Source organism: Glutamicibacter sp. (assembly GCF_050701915.1).
GTDB lineage: Bacteria > Actinomycetota > Actinomycetes > Actinomycetales > Micrococcaceae > Glutamicibacter.
On sequence record NZ_JBOGEG010000009.1, the window covers coordinates 1 to 14,560 of the forward strand.

The window sequence follows — 14,560 nt, forward strand, 5'->3', positions numbered from 1 at the left end:
GTTATCATTCGATAACTGCCCTCCCGGGTTTAACAAGCCATTCTCTTCTTGCTTATTCTCCGTAGCCAAGCTCTAGACCGACTTGGCGCGTTCCATTTTCTGGCTAATCACTGTAGAAACCCCATCTCCACGCATAGTGACGCCGTACAGCGCATCGGCCACTTCCATGGTCTTTTTCTGGTGGGTAATCACGATCAGCTGGGAGGACTCACGCAGCTCTTCAAAGATCGTGATCAGGCGCCCCAAGTTCATATCGTCCAAGGCTGCCTCCACCTCGTCCATCACGTAGAATGGCGATGGGCGAGCCTTGAATATGGCGACCAGCAACGCGACAGCCGTCAGCGAACGCTCGCCACCGGAGAGCAGAGAGAGCCGCTTGATTTTCTTGCCGGCCGGACGTGCTTCCACCTCGATGCCCGTGGTGAGCATATTCTCGGGATCAGTGAGCACCAGCTGGCCTTCACCGCCTGGGAAGAGGCGATCGAAGATCCGCCTGAACTGCACGGCGGTGTCGTTGTAGGCCTCGGTGAACACCCGCTCGACGTGGGAATCAACGTCAGCAATAATCTGCTGCAAATCCCCTCGGGACTTCTTCAAGTCCTCGAGCTGGCCGGAAAGGAACTTATGGCGCTCTTCCAAGGCGGCGAACTCTTCAAGCGCCAGCGGGTTGACCTTGCCCAAGGCCGCTAGGTCCCGTTCCGCTTTCTTCAGTCGCTTTTCCTGCTCGACGCGATCATATGCTCGGGTGCCAACAGGATTGCCTTCTTCGTCAACGTTTTGCCGCAGTGCGCCCCACTTGTCATCTTCGTCGAGGGCCTCCGGAATCAGCTGGTCTGGACCATAGTTGGCGATGAGGTGATCCGGGGTGTATCCCAGTTCTTCCAGTGCCTTGGTCTCAAGATTTTCAATCCGCATACGCAGTTCCGCGCGGGCCATCTCATCACGATGCACAGCATCGGCAAGACGGGCCAGCTCGGCGGAGAGCTGCTCCGCTTCCCTGCGTTGGCTGCCCAGCATGGATTCGAGTTCGGATTTCTTGCCGGCCAGCTCTTCGCGTTCTTGGCCAGCCATGGATACCGATACTTCAATGAAACGCAGGACGCGCTCAGCAGCTTGCTCAATACGAATCGCGTTGGCTGCTTGCGCCTTGCGCTGTTCAGCTCGACGAGCCGCAACTTCACGGTGATTGCGCTCAGCGACCGCAGTGCGGCGCAGCCCCTCAATGCGCGAACGCAACGCAGAAACGCGCTCTTCACTACTGCGCAAGGCAAGACGGGCTTCTAATTCCTGCTGCCGTGCAGCGGCTGCAGCATCGGCAAGAGCTGCTCGTGCCGCGTCATCAACGGTTTCTTCATCTTGATCTGATGAAGCTAGCTCCATGCGCTCGGTAATCTCTTCGAGAGATTCCTGCTCGATTTCCAGCTTCTCCAGCGTTGCTTCGAGCTTTTCTTCCAGCTTGGCTTTATCCGATCGCGCGCTGCGAAGTTTCTGTCCAAGACGTGCCAGATACGACGATAATTCATCAATGGTGGCGTCAGATTCAGCCAACGCCGACAGGGCTTCATCGCGCTGTTGCTGAGCGATGGAGAGCTCCGGTCCCCGCTGAGCCAATCTTTGTTCAACAGTGGAAAGTTCTTCCTGGCACTGGGATAGTTCTGTTTCCGTCTGTTCCACTAATGCCTGCTGCGCGATCAGGGAAGCGCCCGCTGAGTCCCCCACGGAACTGCGACTAGCGGAAACAGTTATGCCGTCCAAGGTGGTGAGCAACGCAGATGGGTTCTGCGCCAAGTCCGCAGGTGCTTGGCTCATTTCTTCAATGATGTAGTGGCCGCCAAGAAGCTGATCAAGCAAGCTGTCCAGCGTGCTATCGGCAGCCACAACTTCACGGGCGTTGACAGCGCTTGGCACTGCAGTAGCCTGAGCTTGACTTGAAGAAACCTCGGCGTGCAGGAATACTTGGCTGGCCTGTTGCTGTTGCAGGTCTTCGATGAGGTCCAACGCATTACCAAGGTTCTTGGCTACCAAGGCTTCAGCATTCTCACGCAATATCGCGGCGATGGCCTGTTCGTATCCGGGATTCACCGTAATCAGCTCCCCCAAACGCCCGAGGAGCTTGCCAGAAGCCGATCCAAGAAGCTGGGAAGACTGATCATCCGGTTTGGAGTTCAGTTTCAGTGCTTCAAAGCGTGCACGCAATCCGGAAACACGCACTGATAGCTCGCGTTCACGCTGACTATCGGCATTGTGCTCTTCTGATAACGCAGAGTGTTCCCGATCTGCACTCTCAAAATCGATATTAAGCTGGGCTTCACCAGCCAATTGTTTTTCAAGATCAGCGGCAACTTCTGCGTGAGAGCGCAAATCCAGTCCAAGATCCGAGTCGAAGGACCGGACGCTTTCCTGGAGGCGAGAAATTTCGGCCCGGGTCACATCGACACGGCTGCGTGCGGAAGCCACCTGCGAGGCCAGCCGCGACATGCCTTCTCGACGGTCCGCCGCGGCACGGAGCATGGCTGCCATCCGCTGTTGTTCGGCGCGTGATGCTTCCTCGGCCTGCTCTTTAGCCTCTACAGCTTCAGCCAGAATCTCATGGCGGTCTTCAAGAGCTTCTTCCAGCTCTTCAAGTTCTGCACTCATTCGCTCAGCTTGAGCTTCCAATCGCTCAGGATCTCTGCTGGAATCGAAGTGGGTTTCATTGCTTTCCAGCAACTTCCCTCGTTCACGAGCCAATGCGGCAAGCGATCGGTATCGCTCTGCCTGTGTACTCAGCGATACCCATGTTTCCTGCATCTGCCCAAGTCGTGGAGTGATGGTCTCCATCTGGGAGGTGAGTTCAGCGAGGTGCTTCTTGATTCGTTCCAGGCGCGCTGCAGCGTCTTCTTGCTGAGCTTGGATCTTGGATTCGTCATCAATATCCTGTGCAAGCCTATTGTTCAGCGTTACCAAATCATCGGCCAGCAGTCGAGACTTTGCATCCCTGACGTCGAGCTGCACCGTCTGCGCACGGCGTGCGATTTTCGCTTGCCGTCCCAACGGGGCCAATTGGCGGCGTACCTCGGCGCTCAAATCTTCAAGACGATCCAGATTTCCCTGCATCGCTTGCAGCTTGCGCAGGGTCTTCTCTTTGCGCCGACGGTGCTTGAGCACGCCGGCTGCTTCCTCAATGAATCCACGCCGGTCTTCAGCGGTGGCGTGCAGGATGCGGTCCAGCTGCCCCTGTCCGACTATCACATGCATTTCTCGGCCCAGGCCGGAGTCCGAAAGCAGCTCTTGAATGTCAAGAAGGCGGCATGAACTTCCATTAATGGCGTATTCTGATCCGCCGGTACGGAACAGTGTGCGTGAGATTGTGACTTCTGCATAGTCGATTGGCAGCTGGCCATCAGAGTTATCGATTGTCAGGGACACATGGGCCCGGCCCAGTGGTGGACGGCCAGACGTGCCAGCAAAGATCACGTCTTCCATCTTGCCGCCGCGAAGCGTCTTGGCACCCTGTTCACCCATGACCCAGGACAGCGCGTCAACCACGTTGGACTTGCCGGAACCGTTAGGTCCCACAACAGCGGTGACGCCCGGTTCAAACTCAAAAGTGGTCGCCGATGCGAAAGACTTGAATCCGCGAACGGTGAGAGTCTTGAGATGCACGGCGTGAAGTTCCTATGTTTGGGCCAAATCGCTAAAGTTAGGTTGGGCATCCAAACCCAATCCTTGTGGCAATTCTAGCGAAGCGCAGTGGGGATTATCTGGTTGTGCTCGCAAAATCCAAGGAAGAAAATCGAGGGATAGATCATTCTATGAGCATTCTGACGCAGATTGACCAGTGGCCAAGTGACAACGCAGTTTCCGTGGTAGTGAACGGCAATGGTGCAATCATTGACCAGCACGGCGATACTGCACGTGTTTATCCCTTGGCTTCGGTGACCAAATTGCTCAGTGCCTACACTTTCTTGGTAGCCCTGGAAGAAGAAGCCATCACCCTCGAAGACCCAGCAGGGCCAGAAGGGTCAACGGTGCACCACCTATTGGCGCACACAGCCGGCTATGACTTTGATTCCGAAACAATCCGCTTTGCTGTTGGCAGCAAACGCGGCTACTCGAATTACGGATTCGAGAAACTCGCCGAGCATCTGGAACAACAGACCGGAATCAGCATGGCCCAGTATGCCCAAGAGGCTGTCTTCGCTCCCCTGGGCATGTCTGATACTGAAATTGCCGGCAGCTGCGCAAAGGACGGACGCTCCACCGCCGCAGATCTAGCAAAATTCGCTGCCGAGCTGCTGAACCCAACTATCGTGGCGCAAGAAACAATGCGTGACGCAACGCGTGTGCATTTCGAAAACCTCGCTGGAATTCTACCCGGCTATGGTCGGCAGAACCCGAATGATTGGGGACTCGGGTTCGAAATCCGTTCGTCCAAAGCGCCGCACTGGACAGGTGCAAACCACCCGGCAACCACTTTTGGGCATTTTGGGCAGTCCGGCACATTCCTCTGGGTGGATCCGGAGCATCGCTTGGCCTGTGTGACGCTCACCGATAAGGGCTTTGGCCAGTGGGCTGTTGACGCCTGGGCACCGTTCAATGAACAGGTGCTCAATTCGCAGATTGCATAGCTTGAGATAAGTTCCTGATGTGCCAGCTAGCGTCGCGCACGGCGTGGACGCGGCTGGCACACGGGACAACTGTAGGATGAGCGGCCCATAAATGGATCACGCCGAATCAACGAGGCTCGTCCGCTCTCCTTGCAGCGCAAGCAGGCCTTGCCTTCGCGCCCATAGGCATTCAAAGACCTGGCAAAATAACCGCTAGCGCCGTTCACATTTACGTACAGAGAATCGAAGCTCGTACCACCAGCGGCGAGGGCGCGTGTCATCACATCAACCAGGGCATTGTTGAGGCGTTGGACCTCTGGACGTCTAATAGTTGCTGTACTTCGCAAACCTGAAAGACCTGCCTGCCAGAGAGCTTCATCCGCGTAGATGTTGCCGACTCCGGAAACGATCCCCTGGTCCAGAATTGCTCTCTTGAGTTCTGTAGTCTTTTTGCGAAGCGCGACGTACAGGTCTTCGACCTTGCGGTGAGGATCCATCACGTCTCTGGCGATGTGTGCAGCCGCTTGTGGGATCGATGCTTTTAGCGATCCAGCACCCCCGGGCAACCCATCGCTTGTCGCAACCAGTGGAGAGAGGAACATTCCCCCAAAGATTCGCTGGTCAACGAAGCGCAGTTCACTGGGAAGGTCAGATCTATTGCTAAGTGAGATCCTGACTTTCAGATGTTTCTCATCGGGAGCATCAGGTTCTTCGACAAGAAGTTGACCGCTCATGCCTAGATGGGCAACCAGTGCTGCTGGGGCTGAAAGACCTTCTAGGTCCATCCAGAGGAATTTGCCCCTGCGAACCACGGAAGCGATAGTGCAACCGCCCAGGGTCTGTTCGAAATCTTCAACGCCGTCGGTATGACGGCGGACGGAACGTGGGTCCAGCACTTGAGCAGTTTGTACCGTTCGAGTGCGAACCCACTTGTCCAAGCCCTCGCGGACCACTTCAACTTCTGGCAGTTCTGGCATGAGCTAAATGCTATCCCTTGGGTAGCTGCTCACCTGGATGCAGCAATAGCCATGTCTTGTGTGCCGCTTCCTGCTCAGCTTCTTTTTTGGACGGCCCATGCCCCTCGCCGTACCCCTTGTCGCCGATACGGAGTTCCGCAAGGTAGGTACGTGCATGGTCAGGACCGGAACCAGTAACTTGGTAGTGCATCTCGCCCAGCTTTTGGGATGCTACTTCTTCCTGGATTACAGTTTTCCAGTCAGTCGTCGCACCCAGCAGTCGAGGATCTTCCAGCAGTGGCGTGACGAAGCGGAGCACGAACGAGCGTGCCGCTTCCATGCCCTGAACCAGGTATGTGGCTCCAAGGATAGCTTCCATGGTGTCTGCCAGAATGGAGGATTTGTTTGCGCCGTTGGACTGGGCTTCGCCACGTCCTAGGAGCAAGTGCTCCCCCACTTCCAGATCACGGGCAATCATCGCCAAGGCGCGGGTGCTGACGATAGCTGCTCGTCGCTTCGCGAGATCGCCTTCTGGCAGATGCGGGAAAGTTGCGTATAGGTATTCTGCAACGCAGAAGCCAAGAATTGAATCGCCTAAGAATTCAAGACGTTCATTCGTTGGAATGCCACCGTTCTCATAGGAATATGAGCGGTGGGTAAATGCAAGACGAAACGTCTCGGAATCAATGTTGATTCCGAGACGCTTCATAAGTTCTTCTTTTGAAGACATGTCTTAGACGTCTGCGACCTTGCGACCCTTGTACTCAAGGAACAATTCGGTACCAGCCGAGTCGGTGACAACCTTAGCCTGGTGAGGCAGGCTGTAGGTTACGCGACCGTTTTCAACGGTCTTCACCAGGTTCGGTGCGGTAGCCTTCCACTGAGAACGGCGGGCACGAGTATTCGCACGGGACATCTTCCGCTTTGGAACAGCCACGACTACTTCTCTTCTCTCTTGTCTGACGTTTTATCGTTTGTCGCATCCTCTGCGACATTGTCGGACAGCCGCGCTAGCGCTGCCCAACGTGGATCCAGGATCTGATGATCATGCTGAGGGTCGTCGTTGAGGCTGATTCCGCATTCACTGCAGAGCCCCAAGCAATCTTCCCGGCAAACCGGCTGGAACGGCAGGGCGGTAACCACTGCGCTCCGTACTACCGGATCGATGTCAATCAAGTCACCGACAACCCAATACTGATCCACATCATCATCGTCTTCGAATTCTTCGCTCTCTTCATAGTAGAAGAGCTCTTGAATATCAGCCTCGAAGTCGTACTCGATGGGTTCCAAGCATCGTCCACATTCCCCAGCGATTTGCGCTGTAGCGGTACCCGATACCAGGATTCCTTCATGCACGGCTTCCAAGCGAAGATCTAAGTCAAGCTCAGATCCTCCACGAATACCGATGAGTGCATTTCCCACATCTGCGGGCGCCGAAACCTGCTCATTGAGAGTTTTCATTGAGCCAGGCGAACGGCCGAGCTCCCTGGTTGAAAAAACCAGAGGCGAGTTGCGATCGAGTTCGCCGTGTGACGATCGATCAGAACGCTTTTCGCTAATGATGACTCCTATAGAAACATAGTCCGACATTTCATCTTAGCTTGCCGCGAGCCAAGTTCCCAAACTGAAACCAGTTTTCGGACCTTGATTTGTAAGTTGCACTCGTCACATCATATCGCATTGGGAACTGTGCTCGTAATAACAGTACAAACAGTTACTTCTGCACCTATTGCCAACATCGACTCGTACCTTACCTGAACGTATTTAGATCGTTAACCTAAAGTTTCCTAGGTTCCAAGGCTTCATTAAGCATGTCGACAGGATCCTACGAATTCCAAGCCATATGCTTATTCCTAGGTATAAAAATCAGTGGCAAAGGAACTTCCATGAAGGTACTCAAGACCTTGAACAATGCGGCGGCGTATGCTGGTCAACGCCTTGTTGCGAGACAGCACCGCAAGTTCATTAGCCGTCATGCCACTGAACTCTTTCACGAGCCTACCGGCGACGACCGGTACAAGGTTGCCCTCTACTTCGCGGATCCTATGGTTAACGCCTATCAAATCCGCCAGTGGTACGAACCAATGAAACAACTGGCCAAACACGTACCCGTTGTCATCATTGCGCGACTTCCTGACTCAGCTTTGGCACTGCGCGAGGAGTGTGCCCTGCCGGTCCACTACGCGCCGACCATCGAAGATGTTGAAAACCTGGTGAATTCCCAAGACTTACGTCTCGTGTTTTACGTCAACCAAAATATTCGCAACTTCCAGATGATGCGCTTTAACAGTCCGGAACATGTATTCATCAGCCATGGCGAGAGCGAAAAAGCCTACATGTGGTCAAACCAGCTCAAAGCCTACGACTATGTCTTTTCCGCCGGGCAGGCTGCCCGTGATCGCTTGGGCGACCATCTGCACAATTTCGATGCCGAGCATCGCACGCGTCTGATCGGTCGACCGCAGATAGACGTTGATTATTTGGCACCATATTCAATCAACCATTCGCTGCCCACGGTACTTTATGCTCCTACTTGGGAAGGCGACCGTCCTTCTATGAATTACGGTTCCCTTCTTTCGCATGGCGAACAACTTGTTGATTCACTGATTAAGGACGGCGGATTCAACATAATATTCCGCCCACACCCACGTTCGGGTATCAATTCCGCGCAATATGGACAAGCCGTAGAACGGGTTCGGAATAAGTTGAATTCGGCAAATTCGACCTCTATTGGTCGCCTCTTATTTGACGACACCACCCATTGGGGCTGGCAGTGGGCCCAATCGGATATTTGCATTACGGATATTTCAGCAGTGGCCTACGATTTTCTTGCAACTGGTAAGCCTATGTTCGTTACCACTCCAGTTTCTGTGGAGGCGGCCATTTCAGATTCCCCCGCCCTAAGCAGGGTACCCGCCTTATCAGCCTCTCAGTCAGCTGAAAGCCCAGGGTTAATTCGTTCGGCACTTATGGAAGAAAACGCTGGATTCAAAGAAGTTGTCGAGTACTACTTTGGTGATGTCACCAAGGGTGCCAGCATGCAGCGCTTTATCGATGAATCACTGAACCTGATTACTGGCGATGCAGCGATTTCCAACCTGCCCGGCAGGCGCGCAGCCTAGGTAATTGAATTCAAAGAAGAGGTGTGTTGAAGAATCTGAGATTCTTCAACACACCTCTTCTCGGTTTGGCTAGGTTCCGTCGCCTAGGATCTCACCAAGTTAAGAAGCTCCTCAAACTGCGCGAGCGCACTAACCTGGTACAGCTCTGCGTCAAATACCTTCTCTGCCTGATAGCCATCTAGGTATGCTTGCATTCCGTCGATCAATCCCTCGGCCGAATTTTCTACAAGTTGCCCGTACCCGCCGACGAGCACACTATGTGAACCGACAACGTCAGTGGAAATTGCTGGTAGACCAAGCATCATTGCTTCAATCATCGCCAGTCCCTGGCCTTCGTAGTCAGAAGAAAAGACAAAGCAGTCAGCCGTCTTCAATGTTGGGAACGGATTGGCCAGCAAGCCGGTAATTACAACGCGCCCGGTGAGCCCACGAGCATTAATTTCCGTTTCCAAGTCACTACGCAGTGGACCATCTCCGATCATCAACAATCGAGTTTCCGGATGTTCCACGTTGATCTTTGCGAACGCTTCCAGCAGCTTCAGTTGCCCCTTTTCAGGAGACAAGCGTGCCATATTTGCAAATACCGTTAGATCATCACCTTCGAAGCGATGCACTGGCTCCGCTGCTTCGGACCATTCTAATGGCTTATGCAGATCCAACAAGTTCTCTGAGACGGTGAACTGGTCAGGATGAAGCCCGAGTAGCTCAGTTAATTCTTGCTTGTTCTGCTGGCCAACGCTCGCCGTAACAGAAACCAGCCGGTCATAGTGACGATAGGTGGCAAATAAGCCCGGCATAGTACCGAAACGCAGTTTCCACTCCCCTACCATGTCGTTGTGTAGGTAAATGTAGTTGCGCTTCGCATGAGTATGGGACGCAGCAAACAGCATGGCCCAGAATCGCGAGTAACCTTCGAAATCGATGGCAACATCAAAGCGTGCATCTCCGAAGGAACGCTGCATTTCGCGTTCCATCGTATTGAGATGGATTTGCTCGGCTACCGGAGAGTCGAAGCCACGATGCGCGTGGTAGCTATCGGAAACCCAGCGCTCTTCGGCCGACATGATAGTTGCACCTGCGCGCGGAAGAATCTTCACATGATCAGGCAGCGCATCGAGGATCTCCAACGATTCGGGGTTACTCCCAACAGCGCCCATGTCAACAGCAACCGACACCAAGTATTTTTCTGCATCCAGCGAGCCGATCAAATTGGTGAATGCCGTCGCAATGCCATTGGGCTTGAACGGACCCTGATAGAACAACAGCTTGATCCGCTCATCTTGTGGTGGTTCAAGCAGGTAGCTCTCGTCGTCTAAGAAGAAGAAATCAATAACCCGCTGGGTGGCTTTCCCGTCTTCCATGGAAGCAAATTCAGCCACGTTCTTCTCTAAGTTTTCGTGTGGGACTATATCTCCGCTGCTAAGTTGGCGATTAAGTTCAACGCAGACTTCGTCAATTGAGTCCAAGACGTTGCCAGGCCAGGTAGAGCGCTCGAAGTACAGGCCACGTTCCGCCTCATAAGCTTCAAAGTCAGGTGTGTAGAAAATGACTGGCTTCTTGGTTGGCAAGAAATCATAGAAGATCGAGGAATAGTCAGTGATCAGTACATCGACTACCGCCAAAAGCTCATTGGTATCGATCGCTGCAGGCACGACGGTAGCGTCCAATGAGGCATCGCCAATAAGCTGTTCAGCGAAACGATGTGCGCGGAAAAGCATGTGGTGCTCCCCTTGCGCCATCGCGGCCAGATCCTCGACAAGACCGGTGACGTCATAAGACCGATCCTTGAGCTGGCCACGCCAGGTTGGCGCGAACAAGACAATCTTCTTGGTGCTGTTGGGATCAATACCCAGAATCTCCAGGATTTCCCGCCGTCGCTCTTCACTCATATTGATCATCTGATCAATTCGAGGACTGCCGGTCAGCGCCACCTTCGCTGGGAACAACCCGTCAAGGTCATGGTCAGTGCTGAGGGTTTTAAGCGTGTGCGCATTTGGAACCATCATATGAGTGGTTTGAAGGAAGTTGCGCTGAACGTTACGGTGCTCTGCGACGCCGTCCTTAACTAGCTTACCCATAAACTTCAGTGGCGTACCGTGCCAGGTGTTCAGGACTCGTTGCCCCTCCCGACGGGCAAAGTATGTTGGGAATGTCGCATTGTTCACGAGGTACTTAGCGGTTCCCAGCAACCGGATATATTTGTCCGAATGCTGTTTTATGATCGCGACTTCCGGTTCGTCACTCAGCTGAGCGGGAATCTCTGAATATTCGTTATAGACCCACGCGAATCGGAAGTCTTCAAAGCGTGGATCCTTACGCATCTCTCGGAAGATCGCCAGCGGATGGCAATGGACATTTTTTCCATGTGACGATTCGAAAACTACTAATTTCTCATCCAGTGGCTCTACTTCTCGCGCGTGAATAGCCAAGGCTCCGCGTCGACGTCCCACTCCCTTTAATGCGCTTCCCAAGCCCGCCACGGAGATCTCTGTGAAAAGCAACATGCCGACATAGTATTCGCAAGCTGATTCGAACAGTCCTAGCTCTGCGAAAGCGTGTCCAGCCTTTGCCTGCCACTGACGCTCGGTAGAGGAAGAATGCCATAAAGCTGACGCGTATGCAGATGCAGCCGTCTCCCAGTCTCCACCAGCCGCTGCAATAGCACCACGCTGGCGATGGTAGTTTGCACGTGCTCCCGCGGACTTAGACCCCTTAAAGGTACCGCTCAAATATCCCCAGGCATCTGCCGCCTCACTGAATCGAGCACTGGCTTCCTCGAACCGGCCAAGTTGCTTAAGCCCATACGCATAACGGAACAACGCAACCGCTGGTTCAATTCTTTTCTGTTCTGATAGCAGGTCAACAAATTCAGAGATACATGCTACCGATTCTGCGTGTTCTCCCGCGCGAGCGAGTAGTCGCCCACGAGCATAACCAGCTAATACTCGTTCTTCAGCGGTGTCAGCAAAATTCTCCGCGCGCTGGAAGTATTCGTTTGCCTGGCGGAACTCGAAAAGTCTTGCAGCTGTTTCGCCAGCACGGTAATTCAGTAGGTATAGGTTGGAAGCGCTTGAAATATTCTGCAGTTCAAATTCGTAGGCATCCAGCGCTCGATTCCAGTCTTCTTCATTTTCATGGATTTTGCCTACCCCGACGTTCAGAACCATCTTATCTGTGGAGCGAAGCACAGCGTTAGAGTACGCGTTTTGGGCTTCAGCGGTTTCACCCAGTTCTTCTAAACAACGACCAAGACCGTACCAGTACTTAGGCTGTTGGTCATCCAAGCTCAAAGCCTTTTGCAAGTACTCCTCAGCTTGCTCAAAACGAGACATGAAGGATGCCGCTTGGGCAGTCAGAAACATCCAATTTGCGTCGTCTACATGCTGATTTTCGTATTGAAGTCGAACGTCTAGTTCGCGCCAGCGTTGACCAGTCTCTAAAAGAAACTTTGCGATAGCTGCGGAAGCCGATGGATCGTTGGGGAAATCTGCCACCAACCCGTCGAGGATAGCTGATGCGAGATCTGATTTTCGGGCCAAGCGAGCGCAACGTGCCCAACGTATCCGCCAAGTAATTTTGCTCGGGTCGCCATCACAGGCAGCTGCAAATAGTTCAAGGGAACGTTCATATTTTTTCATTCGCTGCATGTTCATAGCAAGCGTTTGAATCCACCCATGACGGTGAGGCTGACGGGCAATGGCAGATTCAAGCTCGTTCATGGCCGCTTGATATTGCTTGCACTTGTACAAACTGAATCCGTAGCGGAATTGCACTTCTGCAGACTTGGTCAGGCCTTTGCTTAGTGTCTGACCGTAGTAGATAGCCGCGATACGGTATCTACCTAGTCGTTCGATTCGACGGCCTACGCCGAGAGCTATACGCGTACGAAAAATATCCACCGGGGTCCTTCAGAAGGGGGTCTTACCAATAGGCACTGTCGGAACAGCGCCTATGTACCTTCCGATTCTCTCGCACGCCGCGGAAGAATTGCCTAATTAAAGGCCGAGTGTTGTTAGTTTGAAAACACAACGACAATTAAGACGACCCCAGATCCATACGGTGATAGGGATTTGGGGTCGTAATCAAGTGTTCTGCTGATCAGCTGTGCCAACCGCGGAAGTTTTGCAGCTTGCTCTCGCGTTCACCGATGAGCTTTTCGATTACATCTTGGAAGCGCTTAGTGGAGTCCCCACGGCTTAATTCGCCGAAGTAGAACTTTCGCATTTCATGTCGTTGCTCTTTATGCCGGTCATGCACCAGCGCGTCATTAAGAACTTCGCTCACGTTTACCACAGTGTCACGATCAATGACGTGACATGCTTTAGCAATTGGAGCATCCCTGTGCAAGATTTCGCGATTAGTACGACGATCTGAAATCACCAATGGATTGCCAGGCTGAAGGTACAAATAGTCCAACCCTACGCTTGATACGTCTGTTATCAGTGCATCGGTGGATTCAAACATCGCCAAAATATTGCCCTGTTCAGAAATAACGTGCTTCGCACCGGATTCATTGGCGATACTAATGAGATCCATAATGCGGGAATGAGCCTGCGCAACACCATGATTCTTGCTTGCCTGGATACGAGGATGGGGCTTATAAATGATCCGCCAAGATGGATTCGCCAATAACGCTTCAACGATGGCTACGCCATATTTATCCAACGAGGTGTAGTTGTTATCCTCGTTCTCGCCTTCCCAAGTTGGCGCGTACATTACATCCAGCTTGTCACTCGGATCCAGCTCCGGCTCAAAATCTATGTCCAGCTGCGGACGACCGGTGACCTCAAGCTTGGTGTGGTCGAAGTCGATCAGCATTGCCTCATGACGCTTGATCGCGGCGGGGCCGGCGACAAAGACCTTGTCATAAGCCTTTGCCTTATTTGAAACCATCGACAGCTTGTCGCTCTCACCATGGTTCACATGAACATGCACCAAACGAGGATGGTCAAGAGACTGGAAGTTGCTACGCGAGTTATTCGTATAGATGACCAGCTTAAGCTCGTTGTCGTCATACAAATCCATGAGATCTGAGAAGCGGCGGATGTAAATCCGCGGAAGATCAGTGAACTTCTCGGCTGCTTTGAAAGCGCTCAGGGTTCGGAAGACTAGCAGAACCTCTTGTTTCACATGAAGTTCTTCAAGCACTGGCAGCCACTGAGTTACTTGGTAGATTTTGTCAGCGCCATCGCCGAAGTACACCGCGACGGCACCAGGAACAGGAATACCGGAAACGCCAACGTTAAGGCTGCCAGGGCGCGAGTTCAGGCCCATTACCCGCGATAGTCGCTTTGCCCCTGGACGGCGTCCGACTCTCCGTAGTGCATTTTTGACGCTGGACTTAATGGTTGCTGAAATATGGTCGCTAGACATAGGAACTTTCAAAATCTAGAAAAGCTAAAGTGCAAACGGACTAACTAGCTCAGTTCTTTAACGATCTGGCTGAGCGTGTCTAGCGTATCCTTCAAGGAGTCCACATGGCGTTCATCAAATTGGCTGAGGACGCGTTTCATCTCGGTCGTCGAGATTCCCGAGGTACGTGGCAGGTAGATTACTTCGACTTCGTCACCAAGATCGTCGAACTTGCCTTTCCAGTCTTCACCAATGCCAAAAACCTTGGCATCGTACTTCTTGATATCCAGGCGCTTCTGTTCCCAATTCTCTTCCGGGATGGCAAGATCAACGTACTTTATGGCCTGCACGATTTCGCGGCGCTGTTCAAACGGTACAACGGGCTTCTTACCCTTGATTGCGTTGAACTCATCGGTGGATACGCCAACTACCAAGCGGTCGCCCTTTTCCTTCAGACGCTTCAGGATGTTGAGGTGACCAATATGGAAAAGGTCAAACGTTCCATAGGTCAGTACCGTCTTGGACATTGGTTGCCTCCTGC

10 protein-coding genes are annotated in these 14,560 nt (G+C 53.0%); 2 read left to right on the top strand and 8 right to left on the bottom strand.

Annotation, left to right across the window (positions count from 1 at the left end; all coding sequences use genetic code 11):
* Nucleotides 1-72: 72 nt before the first annotated feature.
* Nucleotides 73-3,645 (bottom strand): chromosome segregation protein SMC, encoded by a 3,573-nt coding sequence (gene smc, locus ACRDT3_RS07805; RefSeq protein ID WP_431492433.1) that lies wholly within the window; start codon nt 3,643-3,645, stop codon nt 73-75.
* 149 nt (nt 3,646-3,794) lie between these two features.
* Between smc and ACRDT3_RS07810 the strand changes: the two genes are divergently transcribed.
* Entirely contained in the window at nt 3,795-4,610 is an 816-nt protein-coding gene (locus tag ACRDT3_RS07810; protein WP_431492434.1) for a serine hydrolase domain-containing protein, read from the top strand.
* A gap of 26 nt (nt 4,611-4,636) precedes the next feature.
* Here ACRDT3_RS07810 and mutM read toward each other — a convergent pair whose 3' ends face one another.
* Genes mutM through ACRDT3_RS07830 form a run of 4 tightly spaced genes read right to left on the bottom strand, consistent with a single transcriptional unit; the run spans nt 4,637 to nt 7,048 of the window.
* Nucleotides 4,637-5,566 (bottom strand): bifunctional DNA-formamidopyrimidine glycosylase/DNA-(apurinic or apyrimidinic site) lyase, encoded by a 930-nt coding sequence (gene mutM / locus ACRDT3_RS07815; RefSeq protein WP_431492435.1) that lies wholly within the window; start codon nt 5,564-5,566, stop codon nt 4,637-4,639.
* A gap of 10 nt (nt 5,567-5,576) precedes the next feature.
* Nucleotides 5,577-6,275 (bottom strand): ribonuclease III, encoded by a 699-nt coding sequence (rnc, locus tag ACRDT3_RS07820; RefSeq protein ID WP_431492436.1) that lies wholly within the window; start codon nt 6,273-6,275, stop codon nt 5,577-5,579.
* A gap of 3 nt (nt 6,276-6,278) precedes the next feature.
* Nucleotides 6,279-6,482: a 50S ribosomal protein L32 gene (gene rpmF, locus ACRDT3_RS07825; RefSeq protein WP_013348816.1), complete on the bottom strand. Its 204-nt coding sequence runs from the start codon at nt 6,480-6,482 to the stop codon at nt 6,279-6,281.
* A gap of 2 nt (nt 6,483-6,484) precedes the next feature.
* On the bottom strand, nt 6,485-7,048 hold the full coding sequence (locus tag ACRDT3_RS07830; protein ID WP_431492512.1) for a YceD family protein: 564 nt from the start codon (nt 7,046-7,048) through the stop codon (nt 6,485-6,487).
* Nucleotides 7,049-7,431: 383 nt separating this feature from the next.
* Here ACRDT3_RS07830 and ACRDT3_RS07835 point away from each other — a divergent pair, with 383 nt between their 5' ends.
* The gene (locus ACRDT3_RS07835; protein ID WP_431492437.1) at nt 7,432-8,667 is read left to right on the top strand and encodes a CDP-glycerol glycerophosphotransferase family protein; all 1,236 of its coding nucleotides are present in this window, start codon (nt 7,432-7,434) and stop codon (nt 8,665-8,667) included.
* 83 nt (nt 8,668-8,750) lie between these two features.
* Here the strand turns inward: ACRDT3_RS07835 and ACRDT3_RS07840 are convergent, their stop codons facing one another.
* From ACRDT3_RS07840 to ACRDT3_RS07850, 3 genes are all read right to left on the bottom strand, one after another.
* Nucleotides 8,751-12,386: a CDP-glycerol glycerophosphotransferase family protein gene (locus tag ACRDT3_RS07840; RefSeq protein ID WP_431492438.1), complete on the bottom strand. Its 3,636-nt coding sequence runs from the start codon at nt 12,384-12,386 to the stop codon at nt 8,751-8,753.
* A gap of 379 nt (nt 12,387-12,765) precedes the next feature.
* Nucleotides 12,766-14,040 (bottom strand): CDP-glycerol glycerophosphotransferase family protein, encoded by a 1,275-nt coding sequence (locus tag ACRDT3_RS07845; protein ID WP_431492439.1) that lies wholly within the window; start codon nt 14,038-14,040, stop codon nt 12,766-12,768.
* Nucleotides 14,041-14,084: 44 nt separating this feature from the next.
* Nucleotides 14,085-14,546: an adenylyltransferase/cytidyltransferase family protein gene (locus ACRDT3_RS07850; protein WP_431492440.1), complete on the bottom strand. Its 462-nt coding sequence runs from the start codon at nt 14,544-14,546 to the stop codon at nt 14,085-14,087.
* Between the last annotated feature and the right edge of the window lie 14 nt (nt 14,547-14,560).